Consider the following 26,539-nt stretch of genomic DNA (forward strand, 5'->3'; position numbering starts at 1 on the left):
GGCACTCCCAGGGCGAGATCGCCGCCGCGGTGGTCGCGGGCGCGCTGTCGCTCGCGGACGGCGCGAAGGTGGTGGCGCTGCGGTCGAAGGCGATCCTGGCGCTGTCCGGCAAGGGCGGCATGGTGTCGGTGCCACTGCCCGCCGATGAGGCTCAGAACACTCTCGAACGCTGGCACGGCCGGATCGACCTCGCTGCGGTGAACGGTCCGTCCTCGGTCGTCGTCGCGGGTGAGGCGGACGCGCTGGAGGAACTGCTCGCGTGGGCCGGGGAACAGGGCGTACGGGCCAAGCGCATCGCTGTCGACTACGCCTCCCACTCCGCCCAGATCGACGGCCTGCGGGAGGAGTTGGCGGAGCTCCTGGCGGACGTCGTGCCGATGCCGTCACAGGTGGCGTTCCACTCGTCCGTGACCGGCGGCCGGCTGGAGACGGCCGGGCTGGACGGGGCGTACTGGTTCCGCAACCTGCGGCAGCCGGTGGAGTTCGAGTCGGCGACGAGGGCGCTGCTGGAGCAGGGACACGGGCTGTTCGTCGAGGTCAGCCCGCACCCCGTCCTCACCGGCGCGGTGCAGGACACGGCGGAGTCGGCCGGGCGGGAGGTCGCCGTCACCGGGACCCTGAGGCGGGCCGAGGGGGGCCGGGAGCGGCTGCTGCTCTCGCTCGGTGAGGCGTACGTCCACGGAGCCGCCGTCGACTGGAAGGAATGGTTCGCCGGTACCGGTGCCCGCGCCGTGGATCTGCCGACGTACGCCTTCCAGCACCAGCGCTTCTGGATGGAGATGCCCGTCGGTTCAGGAGCCGCGTCCGCCGCCGGCCGGGTCGTCGACGCCTGGCGCTATCGCGTGACCTGGCGGCGCATCACGCCCTCCGCCCGCGCGGCCGAGGGCGCGGTGCTGCAAGGGAGGTGGCTGCTGGTCGTACCCGAGGCGGACGGAGGAGACGAGTCCGCAGCAGGAGACGGGGCTGCCGCAGGAGACGCCCTCGCAGGAGAAGACGAGGTCGCGACGGCCCTGCGCGCTGCCGGCGCCGAAGTGGACGTCACCACGGGCAGCGTGCCCGCGGCCTCCGGCGCGTACGCGGGTGTCGTCTCCCTCCTGGAAACCCCCGCCGACGCCCTGACCCTGGCCCGGAATCTGCGCGCGGCGGGGATCCGGGCCCCGCTGTGGTGGCTGACGCGAGGCGGTGCCGCCGTGGCCACCGGCGACGCCGTCCGGTCGCGGGCCACCCAGCTGTGGGGCCTCGGCCAGGTGCTGGGCCTGGAGCACCCCGACTGGTGGGGCGGGATCGTGGACCTGCCACGAGCCTGGAGCGAGAGCACCGGCACCGTGCTGACGGCGCTGTTGTCCGGCGCCGCCCCGGGCGAGGACCAGTTGGCGATCCGGGGACCCGTCGCCTACGCGCGGCGGCTCGTACGCGCCCCCCTCACCGACCGCGGCCCGGTCCGGCCGTGGAAGCCGCGCGGAACCGTTCTCATCACCGGAGGCACCGGAGGCATAGCCGCCCACCTGGCCCGTTGGCTGGCCGCCGAGGGAGCCGAGCACCTCCTGCTGGTCAGCCGCCGCGGCGACCGGGCGCCCGGAGCCGACGGGCTTGCGGAGGAACTGCGAGCACTCGGAGCCGAGGTGACGTTCGCGGCCTGCGACGTCGCCGACCGGGACGCCTTGGCCGCCGTACTGGCCGGCGTACCGGAGCCATGGCCCCTGACCGCCGTCGTCCATGCCGCGAGCTCCACCAGCTACGGCCCGGCGCTCGACGTCGAGCCGCGGGAACTGGCGGACGGCATGGCGGCCAAGGTGGAGGGCGCCCGTCACCTCGACGAACTCACCGCGCACCTGGACCTGGACGCGTTCGTGCTCTTCTCGTCCGGCGCGGCCGTCTGGGGCAGCGCCGGCAACGCCACGTACGCCGCCGCGAACGCCTTCCTCGACGGACTCGCCCACGAACGGCGAACCCGTGGACTCACCGCGACCTCCCTCGCCTGGGGCGGCTGGGCCGACGGCGGCATGCTGGAGGGTTTCGCGGCACTCGCCGGCCAGCTGGACCGGATGGGTGTACGGCAGATGCGGCCCGACCTCGCCATCGGGGTCATGCGGGAGGCGATCGAGCACGGCGAGATCACCCTCACCGTCAGCGACATGGACTGGGAGCGGTTCGCGCCGGTGTACGCGCTGTCCCGGCGCCGCCCCCTGATCGAGGAGATCCCCGAGGCGGCCCGCGCCCTGCGCGGCGACAGGGCGGGCGACGACCGGGACAGTGGTGACGGCAGCGCCGCCGACAGGCTCAGGACCACCCTCGCCTCACTCCCCGCCTCCGACCAGCGCGCCCACCTGCTGGATCTGGTCCGGACACGGGCCGGCGCCGTGATCGGCCACTCGGACGCGGCGCAGATCGCGGCCAACCGGCCTTTCAAGGACCTCGGTTTCGACTCGCTCACGGCGACCGAACTCCGCAACCGACTGAACGCCGCCACCGGCCTGCGCCTGCCCGCCACCCTCGTCTTCGACCAGCCCACCCCCACCGCCCTCGCCACCCACCTGCACGACGAACTGCTCGGCGGCTCGGAAGCGGCGTGGCCCGCACGGCCGGCGACCCCGCAGCCGGTGGACGACGACCCGCTCGTCGTGGTCGGCATGGCCTGCCGCTACCCGGGCGGCGTCCGCGGCCCCGAGGACCTGTGGCGACTCGTCACCGAGGGCCGGGACGAGATGGCGGACTTCCCCACCGACCGCGGCTGGGACGCCCTCGCCCTCTACGACCCAGGACGGCAGACCGCCCTCTCCGGGCAGGGCGCCTTCCTCTACGACGCGGGCGACTTCGACGCCGAGTTCTTCGGCATCTCGCCGCGCGAGGCGCTCTCCATGGACCCCCAGCAGCGCCTGCTGCTGGAGGTGTCGTGGGAGGCGATCGAGCGGACCGGCCTCGACCCGCTGTCGCTGCGCGGCAGCCGCACGGGCGTCTTCGTCGGCGGCACCCCTCAGGAGTACGGTGCCCTGCTCATGAACTCCGCCTCCTTGGCGAGCGGTTACGCCCTGACCAGCTCGTCCGGCAGCGTCATGTCCGGCCGTGTCGCGTACGTGCTCGGGCTGGAGGGCCCGGCGGTCACCGTGGACACCGCCTGCTCCTCCTCCCTGGTCTCCCTGCACCTGGCAGGGCAGGCGCTGCGCGCGGGGGAGTGCGACCTGGCCCTCGCGGGAGGCGTCACCGTCATGGCCACTCCGGGGGCGTTCGCCGAGTTCGCCAACCAGGGCGGCCTCTCCTCCGACGGCCGCTGCAAGGCGTTCGCCGACTCGGCCGACGGTACGGGCTGGGGTGAGGGCGTCGGTGTCGTCGTACTGGAGCGGCTGTCGGACGCGAGGCGGGGCGGGCACCGTGTGCTCGCGGTCGTCCGAGGGTCGGCCGTGAACCAGGACGGCGCGTCCAACGGCCTCACCGCGCCCAACGGCCCCTCCCAGCAGCGCGTGATCCGTGCCGCCCTGGACGCCGCCGGGCTGAGGGCCCCGGACGTCGACGCGGTCGAGGCACACGGTACCGGTACCCGGCTCGGGGACCCCATCGAGGCGCAGGCACTGCTGGCGACATACGGCCGTGACCGCGCCGCGGACACCGCCCTGTGGCTGGGCTCGGTCAAGTCCAACATCGGGCACACGCAGTACGCCGCCGGGGTCGCCGGCGTCATCAAGACGGTGATGGCGCTGCGCCACGGGGTGCTGCCGCGCACCCTGCACGTCGACGAACCCACCCGCCAGGTCGACTGGTCCGCCGGTGCGGTCCGGCTGCTGACGCGGAACCAGCCGTGGCCGGAGACCGGGCGGCCGCGCCGGGCGGGCGTGTCGTCGTTCGGCATCAGCGGGACCAACGCCCACCTGATCCTGGAACAGGCCCCGGAGCAGTCGGCGATCCATACCCGGAACCAGGCCACCGTGCCGGACGCGGATCCCGAACCCTTGGCCACCGCGCTCCCGGCGGACCGTACTCGGGACCAGGCCCCCGTGCCGGAGACGGACTCCGGAGCCGAGGCCGCGACGCCCCCGGCGACCGTGCCCTGGCTGCTGACCGGCCACACCGAAGCGGCCCTGCGCGACCAGGCCGCCCGGCTCCTCGCGGCCCTGCGCGACCGGCAGGACGACACCTCCCTCGACCCGCGCACCGCACCCCGCGACCTCGCGTTCTCGCTGGCCACCACCCGCAGCGCGCTCACGCACCGCGCGGCCGTCGTCGCCGACACCCTGCCCGCCCTGCTGTCGGGGCTGGAGTCCCTCGCGGAGGGCGCCCCGGCCGCCGACGTGATCTGGGGGACCAGCCGTGAGGCACCGCTCGCCCTGGTCTTTCCCGGCCAGGGATCCCAGCGACCGGGCATGGGGCGCGAACTGTACGAGCGTCACCCGGTGTTCGCGGCCGCCTTCGACGAGGTGTGTGCCGCCTTCGACGGGCTGCTGCCCCGTCCCCTGCGCGACGTCGTCCTCGCCGAGGCGGCCCCCGGGCCGTCCGCGGCAGCCGACCGCACGGAACTGGACCGCACCGAGTTCACCCAGCCCGCGCTCTTCGCCGTGGAGGTGGCGCTGTACCGGCTGCTGGAAAGCTGGGGCATACGGCCCGACGTCCTGATCGGCCACTCCGTCGGAGAGCTCGTCGCCGCCCACATCGCCGGGGTCTGGTCGCTCGCCGACGCCTGCCGCGTGGTCGCCGCGCGCGGCCGGCTCATGCAGGCCCTGCCGGCCGGCGGTGCCATGCTGGCCGCGCAGGCCCCCGAGACCGAGGTGGTCGGTGTGCTCGCCGCCCACTCGGACCACAGCGTCGGCATCGCCGCCGTCAACGGGCCGTCCTCGGTGGTCGTCTCCGGCCCGGAGAGCGCGATCCTGGAGGCCGCGGCCGAGTTCGTCGGGCGCGGCTACCGCACGAAGACGCTGGCCGTCAGCCACGCCTTCCACTCCCCGCTCATGGAGCCCATGCTGTCCGACTTCGCCGCGGCCCTGGCCCGCGTCGAGTTCCACGAGCCCACCCTCACCGTCATCTCCAACGTCACCGGAACCCCTGCATCCCCGGACCAGCTGTGTGCCCCCGGCTACTGGGTGCGGCACGTGCGGGACACCGTCCGGTTCGCCGACGGCGTCCGCACCCTGCTCGACCGTGGTGTGCGCACCTTCCTGGAGGCCGGTCCCGGCGGCGCGCTGACCTCGATGGCCGAGGAGACCGCGCTCGAACACACCGGGGACGACGTGACCTGCCTCGCCGCCCTGCGCGGCGGCGACCGCGGGGAGGCCGACGCCCTCGCCGCGGCGGTCGCGCGGCTCGCCGTGGAGGGCACGGCCGTCGACTGGGACGCGTACTACGCGGGCACCGGAGCCGACACGGTCCCGCTGCCCACCTACGCCTTCCAGCACCGCCGTTTCTGGCTGCGTGTCCTCGGCGGCGGCGGGGGCGGCGGCACGGACGCGTCGTCCGTCGGTCTGAGCACGTCCGGCCACCCGCTCCTCGGCGCCCTCACCACACTGCCCGGCTCCGGGGGAGTGCTCCTCACGGGCCGTCTGGACCTCACCGGCCACCCCTGGCTGGCGGACCACGCGCTGGGCGGCACGCCCCTGCTGCCCGGCACGGCCTTCGTGGAACTGGCCCTGCACGCCGGCGGTCACGTGGGCTGCGACCGGCTCGACGAACTGGTCATCCACGCACCGCTGCCCTTGCCGCGGGCCGGCCAGGGGGGCACAGCCCTCCATGTGTCCTTGGCCGCCGAGGACGACAGCGGACGACGGCCCTTCACGGTCCACGCCCGGCCCGAGGACAGGCCCGCCGCCGGCCCCGACCAGCCGTGGATCCTGCACGCCGCCGGGGTGCTCGCCCCGGACGACCGTGCCGAGGCGCCGGCCACCTCTTCCGCCCCCTGGCCGCCGGCCTCCGGGCAGCCCGTCCCCCTGGACGACTTCTACGCCACGACCGCCGCGGCCGGCCTTGAGTACGGCCCCGCCTTCCACGGTCTGACCGACCTGTGGCAGACGGACGGCGAACTGCACGCGCGGGTCGTGCTGCCCACCGGAACGGATCCGGGCGACTCCACGGACACCGGCGCGGACGATCCCACCGACGGTTACGCGGTCCACCCCGCCCTGCTCGACGCTGCCCTCCAGCCCCTCGCGCTCGGCATCCTGGGCGCGGACGGGCCCGACGGCGCCGCCGTTCCCGCGGGACTGCCCTTCTCCTGGGCGGGCGTACGGCTGCACGCGACCGGGGCGACAGAGCTCCACGCCCGGCTCGCACCGACGCGGGACGGGGCGGTCTCCGTGCGGCTCACCACCCCCGCCGGGCAACCAGTCCTGACCGTCGACGAGTTGACCCTGCGCATGCCCACGGCGGCCCCGGCCCTCACCGCCGCCCCGCCGCAGCCGGGTCCTCTGCACCGGCTGGAGTGGCCGACCGTCCCGCTCACCGTCCCTCCCGGGCCGGAAGGCGGGGACTGGGGCGTGCTCGGCCTCGATCCGCGGGAACTACGGCCCCGGCTGGCCGCCGCCACCGGCCGGGCCGTCGTCCCGTACCTGGACCGCCAGTCCCTCACCGACACCCTCGACAGCGGTGCCCAAGGGCCCGCCGCCGTCGTCGCGTTCTGCGACACGGCCGAGACAGTCGAGACGGCGGAGGCCGCGGGGGTCGCCGGGACCGCCGGGCCGGCCGGGACGCCCACGCGTAACGACCAGGCCGCAGAGGCCCGCGCGCTCACCCACCAGGCACTCGACGTCCTGGGCCCCTGGCTCGCCGACTCCCGGCTGATCGATGTCCCGCTGGTCCTCGTCACGCACGGTGCGGTCGTCGCCCGCCCGGGCGACGAGGGACCGCGGCCGGCCTCCGCCGCCGTATGGGGACTGGCACGAGCCGCGCAGGCCGAACACCCGGGCCGGGTGGTCCTGCTCGACCTGGACGGCACCGACGCCTCGCTCGCGGCCGTGCCGAGCGCCCTGGCCACGGGCGAACCGCAACTCGCCCTGCGTTCCGGAACCGCCCACATACCACGGCTCACGCAGGTGCACGCGCCCCCCGCGGACGATCCCGAGACGTCCGCGGTTCCTGAGGGACCCGCCGACTCTCGCGGGCGGTTCGACGCTCATGGAACCGTCCTCGTCACCGGAGCCACCGGCGCCCTGGGCGCCCTGGTGGCCCGTCACCTGGTGGCCCGTCACGGCGTACGGCACCTGCTGCTGGCCGGACGGCGCGGACCGGACGCCCCCGGCGCGGACGCCCTGGCCGCCGAGCTCACGGAGGCCGGCGCACGGGTCACGCTCGCCGCGTGCGACGTGGCCGACCGCGAGGCCCTCGCCCGGCTGCTCGCGGGCGTTCCCGCCGAACATCCCCTCACCGGGGTCGTCCACCTGGCCGGGGTCGTGGACGACGGACTGATCGGGGACCTCACCCCCGAACGGCTCGACACGGTCCTGCGTCCCAAGGCCGACGCGGCCTGGCACCTGCACGAACTGACGGCCGGACAGGACCTGGGCGCCTTCGTGCTGTTCTCGTCCGCCGCCGGCGTGCTGGGCAGCCCGGGACAGGTCAACTACGCTGCCGCCAACACCTTCCTGGACGCCCTGGCACAGCACCGCCGCTCCCTCGGGCTGCCCGCGGTCTCCCTCGCGTGGGGCCCTTGGCACGGCATCGGGGGCATGGCCGACGCCCTCGACACCGCCGAGCGGGCCCGGCCGGCGGGCAGTGGGCTACTCCCCTTCACCGCCGAATCAGGACCGGCCGCGCTCGACCAGGCCCTCGCGATGCCGGACGAGGCGTTGTCCGTCCTGCTCCTCCTCGACCCCCGGGCCGCCGACGCGACGCCCGCGGAGCGGGTCCCCGCCGTCCTGCGCGGGCTGATCCGGGGCACCGCCTCTCGCCGCACCGTCAGGACCGTCGTCCGGTCCGACGACGGAGCGGCGGGGCTGGCCGGGCTGGACCCCGCCGCGCGCGAGACCGCCCTGCTGGACCTGGTGTGCGCCGAGGCGTCCCGCGTGCTCGGGCACGGTGACACCGTGGGCGTGGACGCCGACCGGGCCTTCGGCGAGCTGGGATTCGACTCGCTCACCTCCGTCGAACTGCGCAACCGGCTCGCCGCCGCCACCGGCCTGAGGCTCCAGCCCACTCTGGTCTTCGACCACCCGACCCCGGGTGCGCTGGCCACGGCGCTGAACCAGCAGATCACCACCCCCACCGCCGGGGCCGCGCGGAACACGAACCCGGCCGCGGCCGGACCGGCCGAGCCCACCGCGCTCGTCGCGGACGCGGTCGAGAAGCTCTACCGCCACGCCCTCGGCGCCGGACGATACGACCAGGCCGCCAAGGTCCTCATGAACTCGGCGGGCCTGCGCCCCGCGTTCACCTCGGCCGACGAGGTCGGCAAGGCGCCGGGACTGGTGAAACTCGGGGAGGGAAAGGCAAAGGGCCACGGCGATGCCCTTCCGGCCCTCATCGGCCTGCCGTCCACCTCCGTATGGGCCAGCGACCAGGAGTTCGTCAGCCTCGCCCGGCCGTTGCGCGGACTGCGCGACACCTACTCCCTGATGATGCCGGGGTTCACCGGCGGCCAACTCGTCGCGGGCAGCGTCGAAGCGGCCGTCGACCACGCGGCCCGCACCGTCGCTCGCGGCACGGACGGCGCCCCGTTCGCGTTGGCGGGACGGTCCTCCGGGGGATCACTCGCGTACGCGGTGGCCACCCGCCTGGAGGAACTCGGAACCCCCGCCGTCGGCGTGATCATGCTGGACGCCTATCTGGCCGGCACCCCCCAGACCGACTACATCGTCCACGTCATGGAGTCGCGCTCCCTCGAACGGGAGGCCGAGTTCGGGCGGATGACCGGCCTGCGGCTCACCGCGATGGCGTCGTACTTCTCCCTGTTCGAGACATGGCAGCCGCGTCCCATCGCCACCCCCGCGCTGCTGGTCCGGGCCACCGAACTGATCCCGGCCGACCCCGAACACCCGCAGGACGTCCCCGGCGAGTGGCAGACCGTCTGGCCCGTGCCCCTGACCGTCGTGGACGTCCCCGGTGATCACCACTCCATGATCGAGGAACACGGGGAGGTGACCGCGCGCACCGTGCACGACTGGCTCAGGAGCCTGGGTGGTTGACGGCCTGCCCGGACTGATCGCCCGTGGCGCGGGGCACGTTACGGTAACGGTTCCGTGCCGTCCCGATGACGCCGAAACCCGCCGCGGAAGTCCGCATGAGCTGCCGTGTTGTGCAATGCGAAATTCTGTGGTGCAGACGTGGTGCGCGGCCACGCGCGCCTCTACGTTGCCCTCTCAACAGGCCGGTCCTCACCGGACGAAGCGCCCCCCACCCCGACCAGTGATGTCGGGGCGCGGCTTCGGTGAACAGTCCGCTTGCTACGCACCGTCGCCCGGGCCACGTGCCCGGCCCGGGCGCCTCACGAGGGAACCGAGGAGCAACGATGAACACACGCCCCGTACGTGGTGTGGTGGCAGTGGCAGCATGCGTGTGCGCGCTGATGGCTGTCAGCGCGTGCGACGTCCAGTCCGACAGCGACACCGCCAAGAGCGGCGAGAGCGCCTCGGCCGCGAAGGACCTCAAGGTCGGCTGGTCGACCATCTACCTGACTCCCTCGTGGATGCAGCAGACCCTCAAGATGCTGCAGACCGACGTCACCAAGCTGAAGTCGGCGGGCAAGGTCTCCTCGTTCAAGACCTTCAACGCCAACGGCGACACCTCGCAGCAGATCTCGCAGATCCGGGCGATGATCCAGCAGAAGTACGACGTGATCCTCGTGGACGCCGGCTCCGCCACCGCGCTCAACCCGGCGCTCGAACAGGCCGTGGCCGCGGGCATCACCGTCGTGGCGTTCGACTCGCTGCCGACCAGCAAGAAGGTCGTGCGGGTCGGCACGGACCAGAAGGCCTGGGGCGCGATGATGGCCACGTGGCTGGCCAAGAAGCTGGACGGCAAGGGCAGCATCATCGCCATGAACGGCCCGGCCGGCGTGGCCGTCAGCGAGGACCGCTGGGCCGGTGCCGACGCGGTCTTCAAGAAGTACCCGGACATCAAGATCGTCAGCAACGTGCACAGCGAGTACAACATCGCCCCCGCCGCCCAGTCCTTCGCCTCCGCGTACTCCGCCAACCCGGACATCGACGGTGTGTTCTCGCAAGGAGGCGCGCTGTCCGCCGCCGCGCTGCAGACCCTGATCAAGCAGGACAAGAAGCTCGTCCCCATCACCGGTGAGAACTACAACGGCTTTTTGAAGATGTGGAAGTCCAAGCAGAAGGCCGGCTTCTCCTCCATCGCCACCGCCCAGCCCAACTACCTCGGTGTGATCGCCCTGGAGGCGGCCATAGCGAAGGAGGAGGGCGTGAAGGTGCCGCAGGACGTCACCGTCCCGCTGCCCGAGATCACCGACGCCAACCTCTCCGAGTACGTGAAGACGGACCAGCCGGACGACTCGTACCCGATCAACGACATTCCGCAGTCCCAGATCGACAAGCTCATCGGTAAGTGAGACACGTGACCATGGCACCGCTGCTGAGCGTGGAACAGGTGTCGAAGTCGTTCGCGGGGAACCAGGTGCTCAAGGAGGTGAGCTTCACGGTCGAGCCCGGCGAGGTGCTGGCGCTCGTCGGCGAGAACGGCGCCGGCAAGTCGACCGTGCTCTCCCTCGTCACCGGGCTCCTCGCGCCCGACTCCGGCCGGGTCGTCCACGACGGCGCTCCCGTACCCCGGGCGTGGTCGCCGCACCGCGCCCGGGCGGCCGGGATCGGCTCCGTACACCAGGAGTTGAGCCTCAACCCGCACCAGAGCGTCGCGGAGAACGTCTTCCTCGGCGCCTGGCCCAGCCGGCGCGGACTGGTGCGGACCCGGGACCTCGTCGCGCGGGCCCGGCCGCTGCTGGAGCGGGTCGGCCTCGACGTCGACCCGCGCACCCGGGCCGGACGCCTGCCGCTGGGCCGCCAGCAACTGGTCGAACTGGCCAAGGCGCTGGCGGGCGAGCCCCGCCTCCTCATCCTCGACGAGGCCACCTCGGCACTCGACGAGGACCAGGTGGGCGCCGTCTTCCGTGTCGTGCGCGAACTGCGCGACCAGGGCGGCTCCGTGATCCTCGTCAGCCACCGCATGGCCGAACTCTTCGAGGTCAGCGACCGGTTGACGGTCCTGAAGGACGGGGCCGTCATGGCGACCCGGGAGCGGGAGCGGACGGACCACGACGACATCGTGCGCCTGATGGTGGGCCGGGAACTGTCGGACCTGTTCCCCGGGAAGGCCGCCGCCGACCCGGTGGCCGACCCCGTCGCCCCCCTCCTCCAGGCACGCGACCTGACCGTCCCCCGCTCGTGCTCCTCCGTCGACCTGGACCTCGTACCCGGCCGCATCCTCGGCCTCGGAGGACTGCAGGGCCAGGGCCAACGCGAAGTGCTGCGCGCCCTGTTCGGCCTGGCCCGGCACACGGGGCGGATCACGCTCGACGGGCGGCCGGTACGGATCTCCTCTCCCCGTGACGCGATCCGGCACCGCATCGCGTACGTCCCCGAGGACCGCAAGACCGAGGGCGTGCACACCGCGCGCAGCGTGCGCGACAACCTCGCGCTGCCCAGTCTGCGCACTTTGGCCCCCGCGGGCCGCCTCACCACCGTCTCGCGCTCGGCCGAGACGCGGCTGGTCGCCGACCTGACCGAGCGGCTGCGCGTCAAGGCCGCCTCACCGGCGCAGGAGGCACGCCGGCTCTCCGGCGGCAACCAGCAGAAGGTGGCCCTGGCCAAGTGGCTGCCCACCGAGCCCCGCGTCCTCCTGCTCGCCGAACCCACCCGCGGCATCGACATCGGCACCAAACGCGAGATCTACCACCTCCTGCGCCGCCTCGCCGACGACGGGCTGGCGGTCCTCGTCACCTCCGGAGACACCATGGAACTCGTCGGCCTCTGCGACGAGGTGGCCGTCCTGTACGAGGGCAGGATCGTCGACCGCCTTACCGGCCCGGCCCTGACGGAAGAGCGCCTCGTACGGGCCTCGGTGATGGGCACGGCGACGGACACCGATGAGCGGCCCGACGAGCAGAGCATTGACAAAACGGTTCTGCTCGCGGAGGAACTCGCCCACGAAACCGACGACAGCGACCGTCCCGACCCCTCCGGGAGCGTGACCCATGCGTGAGCGGATCACCGTCGCGGCCCGGGCCAACACGGATCTCCTCGGGCTGCTCGCCCTGTTGCTGGTGCTGCTCGTCGCCTACCAGCACTACGACTCCAGCCTTCTCACCCCGGCCTCCGTCACCATCCTGTCCGCGCAGTTCCTGCCCCTGATCCTGGCCGCCGCGGGGCAGACCACCGTGATGCTGCTCGGCGGGATCGACCTCTCACTGGGAGCCGTGCTCGGCCTCGCCATGGCCGTCTTCGCCACCTACGAGGCGCAGGGCGCCGGAGACGTGGTGACGGCCATGGTGCTCGCCCTGTGCGTGGCCGTCGCGGCCGGCGCCGTCAACGGAACCCTGGTGGCGTACGCCGGTCTGCCCCCGATCGTCGTGACGCTCGCCGCCTCGTTCCTGTGGAGCGGTGTCACGCTTGTCGTCCTGCCGCAGCCCGGCGGACACGTCCCTGGCGGACTCGTGGAGGCGTACAACAACGGCTGGTACGGCATCGCCCTGCCCGCGGTCGCCGTCGCCTTCACCCTCGCCCTCTGGAAACTCCTGCGCACCACCCGCCACGGCCTCGCCCTCTACGCCGTGGGCGGCAACGAACACGGCGCCTACGCCAGCGGACTCCACACCCGAGGGGTGAAGATCGGCGGATACGCGCTGGCGGGCGTGTTCACCGGGCTCGCCGGGATCGGGCTCGCCATCCAGACCGGTTCGGCGGATCCGACGATCGGCACGCCCTACACGCTCAACTCCATCGCCGCCTCCGTCCTCGGCGGCATCAGCTTCTTCGGCGGCGTCGGGAAGATGCGCGGCACGGTCCTGGGCGCGCTCGTCATCGGCCTGCTCACCAACCTGCTGCTGTTCACCGGGATCTCGCCCTTCTACCAGCTCGTCGTGCAGGGAGTGATCCTCGTGGTGGCGCTCGCCCTGAAGACGTACCTCACGAGGGAGGCGGCCGAATGAGCGGCCTTGTGTCAGTGGCCGCGCTGCGCGGCAGCCGGCCCGTCTGGGCGTTCGGCGTGCTCGCGGTCACCTGGCTCGCGGCGATCCTCTTCGCCCACGGCTTCGACAGTGTCTCCAACTTCCGCTACCTCGTGCAGACGGCGTCGTTCCTCGGCATCGTCGCCGTCGGCCAGACCCTGGTCGTCATGATGAGCGGCATCGACCTGTCGGTGTCCGGTGTCGTCGCCCTGTCCGCGGTCGTCTGCGCCAAGGTCGCCTCCGGTACGGGAGGCGGCGCGGCCGGCATCACGGCGGCCCTCGGCTTGTGCGCGCTCGTCGGGGCCGTGAACGCGGCCGGCGTGGTGTGGCTGCGGGTGCCGCCGATGGTGATGACCCTCGCCACCGGCACGATCCTCTCCGGCGCGTTGCTCGTGTACACGGACGGATCGCCCAGCTCGGCGCATGTGCCGCTGCTGGATTCGCTCGCCAACGACCGGCTGCTGGGCGTCCCTTGGGCGTTCGTGCTGTGGCTGGGTGTCACGGCCGTCGCCTTCTGGCTGCTGCACCTGTCCCGGACCGGCCGGTACGCGTTCGCGCTCGGCGCCGGGCACGGCGCCGCCCGCGCCTCCGGCGTACCGCTCGGCGCCACGGCGTTCACCGCGTACGTCTCCTGCGCCCTGCTCGCCGGAGTGGCGGGACTGGTACTGCTCGGCTTCACCGGCACCAGCTCGCTGACCATGGGCAACCCCTACCAACTGCTGTCCATCGCCTCCGTCGTGCTCGGCGGCACCTCCATCCTCGGCGGCCGCGGCCACCTCCTCGGCACGGTCGGCGGCGCCCTGCTGCTCACCCTCCTCACCGCGCTGCTGACCTCCTGGAACCTCTCGGAGGGCGTACGCCAGGTCGTCCTCGGCATCCTGATCATCGGCCTGCTGCTGGTCTACGCGAGGGAGCGTCGCACATGAAGGACCAGGTTGCCCCGCTCCTCCGTGACCTCGTACGGATCCCCAGCGTCAACCCCCGGGGCGCCGCCGGTGACGGGGGCGAGACGGCGGTCGCGGAGTACGTACGCGACTGGCTGGCGCGGCACGGCGTCCACGCCGAGCTGCACGAGGTGCTGCCGGGGCGGTGCAACGTGGTCGCCGTGGTACCCGGCCGCAGCGCGGCGGCCGTGCTCCTCGAAACCCATCTCGACACGGTGGAGACGGACGGCATGACCGTGCCGCCGTACGACGGCGAGGTCCGCGGCGGGAGGCTGTACGGGCGGGGCGCCTGTGACGCCAAGGGGCCACTGGCCGTGTTCATGCTGGCCGCCGCCGAACTCGCCCGTGGCGAGCCGCCGCCGTACACGGTCGTCCTGGCCGGGGTCGTCGACGAGGAGCACGCCTACCGTGGCGTCCTGCACCTGCTGGACGCTCTGGGCGACCGCCCGGTCGCCGGCGCGCTGGTCGGTGAGCCCACCGGGCTGGTCCCGGCCACCGCCCACAAGGGCGTCGTGCGCTACACCGTGCGCACCCGCGGGCGGGCCGGGCACAGTTCGCGCCCCGAGGACGCGGTCAACGCCATCTCGCTGATGGCCCCCGTCCTCGCCCACCTCGCCGTCACACCCCCGGCCGTCGCCCCGCACCCGCTCCTGGGCCCCGCCACCCGCACGGTCACCCGCATCCGGGGCGGCACCGGGCCCAACACCATCCCCGGCACCTGTGAGGCGGACGTCGACCGCCGTACGCTCCCCGGTGAGGACCCGGACGCCGTCTGGCAGCAGGACCACGCCGAACTCGCCGCGCTCGGCGCCGAACTGGATCCTCCCTTCACCGTCGACCCGGCCCTGGACACCCCGCCCGGCACCCCCGTCGTCACCGCCCTGCGCCGCGCGCTCACCGCCCAGGGCCGCCCGTCCGCCGTCCAGGGCATGCCCTTCGGCACGGACGCCAGCAAACTGGCCCGCGCCGGCATCCCCTCGGTGGTGTTCGGCCCCGGCTCCGTCGCGGACGCCCACGCCGCCGCGGAATCGGTGGAGTTGGCGGAGGTGGAGTTGGCTGCGAAGATCGTCGTCGCAACGGTCCGGGGGACGGCGGAGCGGCTCGACGAGGGCGAGAGCGGCCAGGCGGCCGGACAGGGAACGCATCGTGACCGCCCCGGGGAACCAACGGAGCCATCGTGCAGCTGACCGACCATGTCACCCTCGTCGCCAGCGGCGCCGCCGGGTTCGATCTCAGCGACCCGCTGGACTGCCATGTCTACCTCGTACGCGGCAGCCGCCGCAGTGTCCTCGTGGACGCCGGGGCGGGGCGGTCGGTCCACACCATCCTGCGCAACGTGGCCGACGCGGCCACCGAGCCGGACCACCTCCTCCTCACCCACGGCCACGCCGACCACGCGGGCGGGGCGGCGGCCCTCGCCGAGCACCTGCCAGGACTGCGCGTGCTGGCCGGAGCGGAGGCCGTGCGCTGGATCGCCGAAGGGGACGAGCGGGGCCTCAGCGTGGACAAGGGCAGGGCGGCCGGGGTCTACCCGGACGACTACGCCTTCCCGCCCTGCCCTCGCGTCGAGCCCGTCGCCGACGGCACCGAGATCGACCTCGGCGGCCAAGTCGTCCTCCAGGCCGTCGCCACCCCCGGTCACGCCGACGGCCACATCTGCTACCACCTGCGCACGCCCGCCTACCGGGCCCTCTTCTCCGGCGACTGTGTCTTCACCGGAGGGCGCATCTCCCTGCAGAATCTGCACGACTGCCGTGTGCCCGAGTACGCGGACAGCCTCACCCGGCTGGCCGCGCTTGACGTCGACGCGCTCTTCCCCGGCCACCACGAGGTGTCCCTCGCCCGGGCCGGGCGGCACCTGGACGCGGCCCGCGACACGGTCGCCCGCGGTCTGATGCCGAGGAGCACAACGTGATGGCCAGGAGCACCACCTGATGGCGAGGAGCACGACATGACCGCACCGCCCCGCCGCAACCAGGCCTCCTCGCTGCGCCGCGCCCTCAGCGTCCTCGAGTACATCCGCGACCACGCCGGCACCGGCCGCGGGGTGTCCCTGACCCGGATCGCGGAGGACCTCGGCATCAACAAGAGCACGGTGCTGCGGCTCGCCACGCCCCTCATGGAGAGCGACCTGCTCTTCCGCGACCGCGAGACCGGCTGGTTCCGCCTCGGCCACGGCACCCTGCGGCTCGGCCAGTCCTACCTCTCCTCCCTCGACCTGCGCACCGTCGCCGCGGAACCGCTCCGCCTCCTCCAGCACGCGGTGGGGGAGACCTGCCACCTGGTGGTGTACGAACCGCCGGACGTCGTCTACATCGACAAGGTCGAGAACGAGACCAGCGTCCGCATGGCCTCCCGCATCGGCAGCCGGATCCCCGCCTACCGCACCGCCGTCGGCAAGGCCATCCTCGCCTGGCACGGTGAGGAGGCGTTCCGCGCCGCCGTGGCCGCCGGGATGCCGCCGGTCACCCCGCACACGGTGACCGACCCCGACCGTCTGCGCGCCGAACTCGAGCGCGTCCGCCGCCAGGGCTACGCCATCGACGACCGCGAGAACGAGCCGGAGGTACGGTGCGTGGCCGCGCCCGTCTTCGACCACACCGACGCGGCCGTCGGCGCCCTCAGCGTCTCGGGCCTCACCACCCGGATGACTCCGGCCCGGGTCCGCGAGGTCGGCCCCATGGTCGTCCGCACCGGTCTGGAGATCTCCCACGTCCTCGGCTCTCCCCGGGCCCGGGACGTCGTCCAGCACCGTGCGGCAGGCCGCTGAAGCCCAACCCCCTCCGAGCACCACACGAGTACGACTGGACCGCGACAGGAGCGCCATGTCCACCAACCCCCGGACCGCGCCGCCGACCGCGCCGCCGTCCACGTCCTCCGTCTACACCTTCGTCGAGGACCTGCGCGCGGAGGGTGTGGAGCCCGTTCTCGACCGGGTTCTCGGAACGTACGGCTGCGACACGCTCACCGTCGCCGCCGCGTACCACCGGGCCCGTGACGTCACCCCGCACGGCCCCGCCCGGGTCACCCTGCGCCGGGACGGCACCCATGTCCCGCCTCCCGCCGACCTGTTCCAGGGCGCTCGCCTGGTCCCGCCGGCACAGCCCGGAGCGGAACGCGAACCCCTCCGCGAACTGCGCCTGCGCACGGCCGAACGAGGCGCCGCCCTGCACGGCTGGACGGTCTTCCTGCACAACACCACCCTCGGCCTCGCCCACCCCGACGTCACCCAGGAGAACTGCTTCGGCGACCGGGCCGCCCCCGCCGACCTGTGCCCCGCCCACCCGGACGTACGGGCGTACGCCGTCGCGCTGGCCCGATCCGTGGCCCGCCAGGGCGTGGACGCGGTGGTGGCCGAATCGCTGCACTTCGGCACGTTCGGCCACGGCTACCACCACGAGCGCAGCTTCGTGCCCCTCGGCCCGGTCGAGGAGTTCCTGCTGGGCCTGTGCTTCTGCCCGTACTGCGTCGGGCGCGCCGAGACCGCCGGGGTCGACGCCGCGGCCGCGCGCGCCGCGGCCACGCTCACCGTGGGTCGGCTGCTCGACGGCGCGGACCCCCGGCCCGGCACCCTCACCCTCGCCGAACTGGCCGAGAAGGCGGGGGAGCCGGTCGCCGCGTACGCACGCGCCCGCCGTGACACGGTCACCTCGCTCGCCGCGACCGTGGCCGACGCCGTGGCGGCCGAGGGCTCCCGGCTGGTCTTCCTGGATCTGACGGGTGCGGTCAAGGGCTACGCGGACGGCCGCCCGGCCGGCGCGCTCGCGGCCGACGAGGCCTGGCGGATCGGAGTCGACCCGGCGGCGGTCGGCGCCGTCGTCCCCGCCTACGGCCTGCTCGCCTACGCCCGCGACCCCGCACGCGTCGCGGCCGACACCGCCGCCTACCGGACCGCCCTGCCGGACGACTGCACGCTACGGGCCGTACTGCGGCCGGGAGCCCCCGACACCGACTCCGCCGACGGATTGGCCGAGAAGACGGCGGCGGCCACCGGGCCCGGCGGCGCGGACGCCGTCGACTTCTACCACTACGGCCTCGTCCCCTTCCCGGTGCTCGAGCGCATCCCCACGGCCCTGAAGGCACGCCGCTGACACCGCGTCGTACCAGTGGATCTCCGGCCGGACCAACCGGTCCGGCCGCCTCCTGGTCCGGGGGACAACCCCACGTCCTCCCCTGGGGCGTCCCGGATTGCCGGGCCGGCGGGGCGACGGAAGGCTGGTGAGCCATGACGATCTTTCATCCGGCTCCGTCCAGCGCCGCCCGGCCTCCCGAGTTATCGCCCCTCGCCCGGCCGTCCACCGCCAGACGCGGAGGCTTCCGCCGCGCCACACGCACCCTCGCGGCCGGCGCGCTCGCCGCCGCCATGGTGGTCACCGCGAGCCCCGCCCTCGCCCAGCCGTCACCCGAGCGGACAGTGGGCCATACGACGGCCGTGACCGGCGACGACCCCGCCTCCCTGCGCCGCTTCACCGAACAGCGCCCCCGCTGGACGGCGTGCGACCACAAGGAACTGGACGAGGCCGGAGCCCGATGCGCCACGATCCGCGTGCCGCTGGACTACCGGCACCCCGAGGGACGCACCCTCACCATCGGCTTCTCGCGCATCAAGGCCACCGACACCAGGAACCGCATCGGGCTGATGATGCACAACTCCGGCGGCCCCGGCGGGATCACACTCGACATGCCGCTGATGGACGCGCCCGCGATGGGCAAGGAGCTGGCCGCCCGCTACGACCTGATCGGCATGGACCCGCGCGGCGTCGGCCGCAGCAGTCCGCTGCGCTGCGGTACCTCCGGGCACTGGCTGCGCTCCGCCGGGTACGACGACGAAGGGTTCCGGGCCCAGGCGCGCTACGAGGCGGACCTCGTGAAGAGCTGTCAGCGAACGTACGGCAAGGATCTGTCGTACCTGGGGCACTTCACCACCCGGAACACCGCCCGTGACATGGACCTGCTCCGGGCGGTGCTGGGCGAGCGGAAGACCTCGTACTTCGGCGTCTCGTACGGCACCTACCTCGGAGCGGTCTACGCGCGGATGTTCCCGAGCCGTGTCGACCGGCTGCTGCTGGACAGCGCGATCGACCCGGCCCGGTGGCACGTCCCGTTGATCCGCGACGTGACCGTGGCCAATGAGGAGTACCTCGACGCGGTGGCGGCGTGGGCGGCCAGCCGCCACGGCACCTACGGCCTCGGAGACACGGCCGCGAAGGTCCGGGCGACCGTCGAGAGCGTCGCCCGGCAGGCCGCCCGCACCCCGCTCGAGGTGGGCCCGTACACCGCCGACGGCCAGCAGGTGCCGATGGCGCTGGGGATGACCATGGCGGACGACCGGGAGTTCGCACGGACCGCCGAGACCATCCGGGTCTTGTACGACGCGGCGCGCGGACGCACCGTCGAGCCGACGGAGACGCTTCAGGCGGCCCTCGGCGCGCCGGACGACGAGGCGGAGGTCCAGAACTCCCTCCAGATGGCCCTGCAGTGCGCGGACCGGGCCGCACCGCGCGACCTGTCCTGGTACCGGCGCAACGTCGAGCGCAGCCGGGCCACGGCGCCGCTCTTCGGCCCGGTGTTCAACGGTGTGCATCCGTGCGCGTTCTGGCCCGGCAAGCCGGTCGAGCCGCCCATGACCGACGGCAACGACGTGCCCGGCCTGATCGTCCAGGCCACCGGTGACACGCGCACCAGCTACGCCAACGGCCAGGGTCTCCACCGGAAGATGCCGAACTCGCGCCTGATCACCTTGAAGGCGCAGGTGCACGGCGTCTACGGCCTGTACCCCAACCGCTGCGTCTACCAGCAGGTCAACGACTACCTCCGCACGGGCGAACTGCCCGCACGGGACACGGTCTGCGAGAAGGACCCGGTGGCCGCCACCGGCCGCTGACCTCAGCCGACATGGACGCGAGGCCGGCGCGAGCGGTCGGGCTCGGCCTCGCGGAGGACCTCCCGGGTGACGGGTGCGACCTCGCCCTGACCGAAGAGGAAGAACCGGAGGAAGTTGGCGAAGGGGCTGCCCTCGGTCCACTCGAAGTAGATGTGCGGGATCTGGCCGGTGGTGTCCCGGACGTGCAGGAGCAGGGCCCCCAGTCCGTTCGGGATCGAGGAGCACTCCAGGGTCAGGATCCGGTAGCGGCCGTGCAGGACCTCGCCCCGCACGGTGAGGCCCGCCTCGAACTCCGACGGGTCCGTGACCGTGACCTCGACGAAAACGAAGTCCTCCGCCGTCGGGACGTCGTTGTCGTGACGGATCTGCTCGATCTTCTCGCGGTACTCGGCGAGATCGCGGTTGTCCGGCTCGTTGGCGATGAACCGGATCCTGCGGCTGGCGACGTCCCGGACGAAGCGCTGGGCCATGTCGTCCAGCTCGACGCTGGTGACACGGAGCTCGAAGGCGCGGGCGAGCCGGGAGAGCAGGGAGACCAGGATGATGCCGGCGATGAAGCAGGCGCCGATCTTCACACCGTCGGGACGCTCGATGACGTTGAGGACCGTGGTGTAGAGGAACACTGCGGAGATGACCGCGAAGCCGATGGTCCAGCCCCGCTGCCGGGCCTTGCGCGCGGCGATGGTCACGGCGATGGCCGCCGAGGAGATCAGGACCAGTACACCGGTGGCGTAGGCGCCGCCCTGGGCGTCCACGTTCGCGTCGAAGATCCAGGTGACGAGGAAGCCGATCAGGGTGAAGACGATCACCATGGGGCGGACGGCGCGGGCCCAGTGCGGGGCCATGCCGTAGCGGGGCAGATAGCGCGGCATCAGGTTCAGCAGCCCGGCCATCGCGGAGGCGCCGGCGAACCAGAGGATGGCGATCGTCGAGATGTCGTAGACGGTGCCGAACGTGTTGCCCAGGTACTCGTGCGCGAGGTACGCGAGGGCACGGCCGTTGGCGTCGCCGCCCGATTTGAACTCCTTCTCCGGGATGAGCAGGGTGGTGATGAAGCTCGTGGTGATCAGGAACACGCTCATGATCACGGCGGCGGCGGTCAGGAGCTTCTTGGTGTCGCGGATCCGTCCGGTCGGTTTCTGCTCCGTGTCGGCGGGATCGCCCTGGACGTGCGGCATCACGGCCACGCCGGTCTCGAACCCGGACAGGCCCAGCGCCAGCTTCGGGAAGACCAGCAGGGCCACCCCGACCATTGCAAAAACGTTTCCGTGCTCGGCGGTCAGGGCGGAGGACCAGTCCGTGACCACATGCCCCGCGCTCGCCACGTGCCACAGGCCCGTCACCACGACGACCGCGTTGAGTACGAGGTAGACGCCCACCAGGACCACGGCGACCCCGATCGCCTCCAGGAAGCCCTTGAGGAACACCGCGCCCAGCAGCGCCACCAGTACCAGGGTGATCAGCATCTGCTTGTCGTGCAGGGCGTCGGTCAGATGGGGGTTCTCCACCAGGTGCGTGGAGGCGTCGGCCGCCGACAGGGTGATGGTGATCAGGAAGTCGGTCGCGGCGAACCCGAGGAGGGTGAGGACGAACAGCTTGCCCTTCCAGAACGTGAGCAGCCGTTCCAGCATCGAGATCGAGCCCTGCCCGTGCGGACTCTCCTCGGCCACCCGCCGGTAGACGGGCAGGGCGCCCGCCAGGGTGACGATCACCAGCACGATGGTGGCCACGGGCGAGAGCAGGCCGGCGGCGAGGGCGGCGATGCCCGGCTGGTAGCCCAGGGTGGAGAAGTAGTCGACACCGGTCAGGCACATCACGCGCCACCACCGCTGGCCCTTGTGCGCGGCCTCGGGCTGGGCGTGCGGTCCCTGCTGGTTCCCCGCCATGTCGGAGAGGCCTTCCAGCATCCACGTCCGCAACCGGCTCGGCGGCGGGTGTTCGGTGGTGGCCATCGACGTGCTCTCCTGAGGTGCGGCTCGGTGACGGGTACGGCCGTCACGCGGACGGCGCCCCCAGCGTAAGCGGAGAGTGACGCATGGGCCTGCGGATGAGGCCCTCGATGGCGTCAAGCTTGCGTTAAGACTGCGCGATCGCATACCGACGGCTGCCCAGGGCAGGTACGTTCAGGCACAAACCCCGGCGAATCGATCCGGCCGGGAACCCGGGCCGCGCCGTCACCCGGCAGAGCCGGATACGCAGCGTCATGCCGTCCGCCGTGACGTCGCCGTCCCGGTGCCACCCGGAACGACTCCGCTCACGGCGGACGCGTGACGCCGCCCGGCGGGTCAGACGCGGTCGGCCACGATCAGCAGGTACTGGAAGCTGCCGTTCCCGTAGGCGTCCAGGAAGGTGTCCTCGATGCCCGTGACCAGGTGGTCGGCCTGCTTGCGCAGCTCCCAGTAGGGGACCGTCGCCGCGGTCAGGTCCTCGACGTGGACCGGCACGAGGCGGTTGCGGGCCATGGCGCGGAAGTACTCGGAGCGTGGGTGGATGTCGCAGATGTAGTGCGCGTTGATGAGGGACACCTCGCGCGAGGCGCGCCCGTAGGTGTCGTTGTAGCAGCCGGTGATCGTCACATAGCGGCCCCCTCGGCGCAGCAGCCGGGCGTGCTCGGCGAACAGCAGGTCCAGCTCCACGTACATGGTCGACTCGTTGTTCCAGGACGCCGCGTAAGCGCCGGACTCCAGGCCCGTGTCGAGCATGTTGCGGTGGTGGTAGCGCACCCGGCCGTCGATGCCGCGCTTGCGGGCCTGCTCATTGGCGAAGTCCGCCTGCTTCCGGGAGATCGTGACGCCGTCGGCGTGGCAGCCGTACCGCAGATGGGCCACCACGCTGCCGCCGCCGCGCCCGCAGCCGGCGTCGAAGACACGGTCGGTGGAGGAGAGCGGGCCGAGGTGGGAGGCGAGCAGCTCGGCCTGGGCCTGCTCCAGGCGGTGCAGTTCGGCGGTGATGCGCTGCCCGCGTGCCGCCGGGTCGGTGTCGCCGTCGAGGACGGACCAGTCGACGTCCCCGACGCCGTAGTGGTGGTGGTACAGGTCGTCGATCTTGCCGAGTTCGAGGTTGACCGGGTTCTCCTCGGCGTTCCAGTAGTCCGCGACGCGGGTCTGGTACGTGGACTGGGCCGGGATCTGAGCGGCCGCCGGGGTGGCGTCGATGATGGTCAACAGTGGCTCCTCATGGGGCGATGGGACGTCGGTCATGGCCGCGCGTTACCAGTAGTCGGGCAGGTGGTAGCGGTGGGTGTTGGTGGCGTGCCACTCGTGGTTGCCGGCCACCCAGGCGGCGAGACCACCGGCGTAGCGCTCGATCAGGGGTGAGGTGGCGGACAGGGCCGCGGACTCCTCCTCGAACGCCGCCATGATCCGGTTGTGGATCTCGACGGCTTTCAGATACGCGGCCTTGAGCCCGCACCGCTCGTTGGCGGCGATCACCTGGGGCAGGTTCAGGTGATCGGGGTCGCCGGCCAGTTCCTTGGTGAAGGAGTACAGGTCGTTGACGATCGTGGTGGCGTTGCAGGCGAGGGTGGTGATCCGCTGGATCTCGGGCCGGGCGTAGAGCGCCTCGGGCAGTTCGTAGCCCTCCACGGCGTCGACGAGCGACAGACAGGGACGGAAGTTGTTGAACTGCCGCATGACCAGGTACTCCCAGACCGGCGGCACGTAGCGGATCTCGGACCAGGCGGCCTCGGCGAGATAGCCCATGTGCAGGCGGGCGATGTCGTGCACGAAGCGGTCGGTCTGGCTGGGGGTGGCGAAGGCGGCGTAGTCCCGCAGCGCGAAGTGGTACGAGCGCAGCGGCCCGTCGGCCCGCATTCCGTGCCGCCACTCCTCCTCCAGCTCGGGAGTGCCGTGGTACGGGTCGAGCGCCGCCTGGGCCATGATCAGCCGCCCGCCCAGCCCGCGCCGCGCCGCGCCCCTGCCCTCGTCCTCCTCGCAGTAGCAGCTGTCGACGAGGTTCTCGGCGAGCAGCAACTCACCGGCCACCGTGAGGCGTTCGAGGTCGGCTGCGCCCGGATGCTGCAGAACGACGGCCCGGCCGAACTGGAATCCCGAGAAGTCCCCCGTCCAGGCGGGCGGGAACAGGTCCAGCCCGCGGGCCCACGCCTCCAGCCGCCGGTCGATCTCCGCGGCCTTCGCGGGGTCGGCGGGGACCGCGGGCCGGTACCGCAGCCCCGGAATGGGCCCGCCGCGCCGACCTCGCGCCGAGCCTGCGGGGTGGGGCGGCCCGGGCAGCCGGAAGGGTGGGGGTGCGTCCGGGACTGGTGGCGACGGGACCTCTGAGCCGGGTGCCGGTCCTGGCTGGGCGAGGGTGGGCGGCCCGGGCGGCCGGAAGGACGCCGACGCGGTCCGGGCGAGGCCGCCCGGAGGGGGAACCCGGAACGGTGCCGGTGCCGGTGCCTCCGGCTGCGGAGGCGCGCTCGAAGCCCGCGGCAGTGGTGCCCCGGGGCCGGGAGCCGGGGTGGGGCGGGTGAGGCTGGGCGGCCCGGGGAGACGGAAGGGTGGCGGTGTGTCCGGTGGTGGTGCTGCGTCCGAGGACGCCGGCGACGGTGTGTCCGAGGACGGCGGTGACGGAGCCTCGGAGCCGGTAGCCGGGACGGATGGCGCGGACGACACGCATGGCGCAGACGACACGGAGGGCGCGGACGTTGCGGACGGCACGGACGGTGCGCTCATTCGGCGGTCCACCCGACCTGCACGTTCTCCAGGATCCCCGCCGCGTCGGGCACGAGGATGGCCATCGAGTAGTAGGCGGTGACCAGGTAGTTCATGATCGCCGTGGTGTCGACGTTCATGAACCGGACGTTGAGAGAGGGCTCGTACTCCTCGGGGATGCCGGTCTGGTGGAGGCCGACGACCCCTTGGTCCTTCTCGCCGGTGCGCAGCGCGATGATGCTGCTGGTGTGCTGCGGACTGACCGGGATCTTGCCGCACGGAAAGATCGGAACGCCGCGCCACGCGGGCACCTCGTGCCCGTCGACGTTCACCGTGCCGGGCACCAGACCACGCCGGTTGCACTGCCGGAAGAACGCCGCGATCGCCTTCGGATGGGCCAGGAACAGCCGGGTCTTGCGCCGCATCGACAGCAGCTCGTCCATGTCGTCCGGCGTCGGGGGACCCGAGAAGGTACTGATGCGCTGGCCGTAGTCGACGTTGTGCAGCAGCCCGAACTCGCGGTTGTTGACCAGCTCCCACTCCTGGCGTTCGCGGATCTCCTCGATGGTCAGCCGGAGTTGCTGCTCGGTCTGGTTCATCGGGTTGTTGTAGAGGTCGGCCACCCGGGTGTGGACGCGCAGCACCGTCTGGGTGAGCGACAGTTCGTACTCGCGCGGCACGAGGTCGTAGTCGACGAAGCCGCCCGGGAGGGTCGGCTCGCCCACGTGCCCGGCCTGCACGGGGACGTCGGCCTCACCCTTGCGGTTCATGGGCCGGCTCTGCTGCTCCGCGAAGGCGTCCAGATGCGCGGCGAGGGACGGCGTACGCTCGACGAACGCCGTGAGCGCGTCCCAGTTGAGGGCCAGCACCACGCCCGCGGTCTCGGCGCGCACCGAACTCAGCCACAGCGGGTCGTCCCGGCCGACGGCCTCGTCCCCGAGGCCCTCCCCGTCGGTGATGACCCCGATGACCTCCTCCTCGCCGTACTTGCCTGTCGTGTAGCGGGTGAACCGGCCGTGCACGACGAGATACGCTTCCGTCACGGGCTGCCCGGCGTCGACGAGGACCTGGCCGGCCCGAACCTCCCGCACCCGGAACCTCGCCGACATCTCCCGCAGGGCCGCGACGTCGGAGTACCCGCGCAGGGCCGGTAGTTCGGTCAGCGTCTCGGGGATCACCTTGATGTCGTCGGCGCCGTTCTGGTCGAACTGCACCCGCCCCCGGCCGACGCTCAGCTGAAGACGGCGGTTGACCCGGTAGGTGCCGCCCTTGATGTCCACCCACGGCAGCATCTTGAGCAGCCATCGCGAGGTGATGGCCTGCATCTGGGGTTCGGACTTGGTGGTCGTGGCGAGCTGACGCGCCGCCTGGGTACTGAGGCTGGTGAACTGTTGCTCCTCGGTGACGCTTGCCGGGGAGCTTTCCGGTGCGGACACATTCCCTCCCGTTGGGTGGGCGGACGTGGGCGTACTGAGTGGACGTGGGCGGACCTGGCGGACCTGGGCGGACATCGCCCTGGCCGTCGATGGCGATTGACGGGGCATCCGTGGGACGAGCGCGCGCCGTGACAGAGCCGCGGACGAGGGCTTCGCGATCTCCCCGGGCGGTTACGGCGCCTGCCGGTGGGGCCCGGCGGGGCGGGGCCGGGTGCGGCGGGGCCGGGTGCGTCGGGGGTGGCTGGGGTCGCGGAGGCGGTGGAGGTCGAAGACGGTTTGCGGGGAGCGGGACGCCATGACGGCAACCTCGTGACGGTGCGTGCGGCTGGGCTGTGAGCGCTGCGAGTCAAGCCAACAGCCACGGCTGGCGATCGGGAACAGCGTGAAAGGGGCGCCTTCGTGCTACGGAGGCGCGGATCCGAGGCGCGGGGTGGGCCTCCCGACGGGTATGAGCCTCCCGCGCCGGTCGCTCATGTCCTGTGCACCCGGCGCAGTGGGCGCACGCACACACGACGGCTGCCGCTAAGGCG

At 72.6% G+C, this 26,539-nt stretch carries 14 protein-coding genes; 10 read left to right on the forward strand and 4 right to left on the reverse strand.

The window, feature by feature from the left end; genetic code table 11:
• From AB0959_RS27180 to AB0959_RS27225, 10 genes are all read left to right on the forward strand, one after another.
• On the forward strand, nucleotides 1-9,098 hold a 9,098-nt coding region (locus AB0959_RS27180), incomplete at its 5' end, for an SDR family NAD(P)-dependent oxidoreductase (protein ID WP_366829194.1).
• Nucleotides 9,099-9,421: 323 nt separating this feature from the next.
• Nucleotides 9,422-10,483: an ABC transporter substrate-binding protein gene (locus AB0959_RS27185; protein ID WP_366829195.1), complete on the forward strand. Its 1,062-nt coding sequence runs from the start codon at nucleotides 9,422-9,424 to the stop codon at nucleotides 10,481-10,483.
• An 11-nt stretch (nucleotides 10,484-10,494) separates the two neighbouring features.
• A complete protein-coding gene (locus tag AB0959_RS27190; RefSeq protein ID WP_366829196.1) occupies nucleotides 10,495-12,129 on the forward strand; it encodes a sugar ABC transporter ATP-binding protein in 1,635 nt (544 codons plus the stop codon).
• A complete protein-coding gene (locus AB0959_RS27195; protein WP_366829198.1) occupies nucleotides 12,122-13,075 on the forward strand; it encodes an ABC transporter permease in 954 nt (317 codons plus the stop codon). Before AB0959_RS27190 ends, AB0959_RS27195 begins: the two co-directional genes overlap by 8 nt.
• Nucleotides 13,072-14,019, forward strand: a complete 948-nt coding sequence (locus AB0959_RS27200) for an ABC transporter permease (protein WP_366829199.1) — start codon at nucleotides 13,072-13,074, stop codon at nucleotides 14,017-14,019. The genes AB0959_RS27195 and AB0959_RS27200 overlap by 4 nt, the downstream gene beginning before the upstream one ends.
• Nucleotides 14,016-15,224: a M20 family metallopeptidase gene (locus tag AB0959_RS27205; RefSeq protein ID WP_366829200.1), complete on the forward strand. Its 1,209-nt coding sequence runs from the start codon at nucleotides 14,016-14,018 to the stop codon at nucleotides 15,222-15,224. Before AB0959_RS27200 ends, AB0959_RS27205 begins: the two co-directional genes overlap by 4 nt.
• The gene (locus AB0959_RS27210; RefSeq protein WP_366829201.1) at nucleotides 15,215-15,952 is read left to right on the forward strand and encodes an MBL fold metallo-hydrolase; all 738 of its coding nucleotides are present in this window, start codon (nucleotides 15,215-15,217) and stop codon (nucleotides 15,950-15,952) included. Before AB0959_RS27205 ends, AB0959_RS27210 begins: the two co-directional genes overlap by 10 nt.
• A 36-nt stretch (nucleotides 15,953-15,988) precedes the next feature.
• Nucleotides 15,989-16,807 (forward strand): IclR family transcriptional regulator, encoded by an 819-nt coding sequence (locus AB0959_RS27215; protein WP_366829202.1) that lies wholly within the window; start codon nucleotides 15,989-15,991, stop codon nucleotides 16,805-16,807.
• Between the two features lie 55 nt (nucleotides 16,808-16,862).
• Nucleotides 16,863-18,128, forward strand: coding sequence for a hypothetical protein (locus AB0959_RS27220; protein WP_366829203.1), 1,266 nt, complete (start codon nucleotides 16,863-16,865; stop codon nucleotides 18,126-18,128).
• A gap of 134 nt (nucleotides 18,129-18,262) precedes the next feature.
• Nucleotides 18,263-19,921: an alpha/beta hydrolase gene (locus tag AB0959_RS27225; RefSeq protein ID WP_366829204.1), complete on the forward strand. Its 1,659-nt coding sequence runs from the start codon at nucleotides 18,263-18,265 to the stop codon at nucleotides 19,919-19,921.
• A 2-nt stretch (nucleotides 19,922-19,923) separates the two neighbouring features.
• Here the strand turns inward: AB0959_RS27225 and AB0959_RS27230 are convergent, their stop codons facing one another.
• The 4 genes from AB0959_RS27230 to AB0959_RS27245 form a co-directional block, all read right to left on the reverse strand.
• Nucleotides 19,924-21,873, reverse strand: coding sequence for an amino acid transporter (locus tag AB0959_RS27230; protein WP_366829205.1), 1,950 nt, complete (start codon nucleotides 21,871-21,873; stop codon nucleotides 19,924-19,926).
• A gap of 333 nt (nucleotides 21,874-22,206) precedes the next feature.
• On the reverse strand, nucleotides 22,207-23,085 hold the full coding sequence (locus tag AB0959_RS27235) for a geranyl diphosphate 2-C-methyltransferase (protein WP_366829206.1): 879 nt from the start codon (nucleotides 23,083-23,085) through the stop codon (nucleotides 22,207-22,209).
• 45 nt (nucleotides 23,086-23,130) lie between these two features.
• On the reverse strand, nucleotides 23,131-24,354 hold the full coding sequence (locus tag AB0959_RS27240) for a family 2 encapsulin nanocompartment cargo protein terpene cyclase (protein WP_366829311.1): 1,224 nt from the start codon (nucleotides 24,352-24,354) through the stop codon (nucleotides 23,131-23,133).
• A 236-nt stretch (nucleotides 24,355-24,590) separates the two neighbouring features.
• A complete protein-coding gene (locus AB0959_RS27245) occupies nucleotides 24,591-26,009 on the reverse strand; it encodes a family 2B encapsulin nanocompartment shell protein (RefSeq protein WP_366829207.1) in 1,419 nt (472 codons plus the stop codon).
• Nucleotides 26,010-26,539: the final 530 nt, after the last annotated feature.

The sequence above is a fragment of the Streptomyces sp. NPDC046862 genome, from assembly GCF_040704615.1.
Taxonomy (GTDB): Bacteria; Actinomycetota; Actinomycetes; order Streptomycetales; family Streptomycetaceae; genus Streptomyces.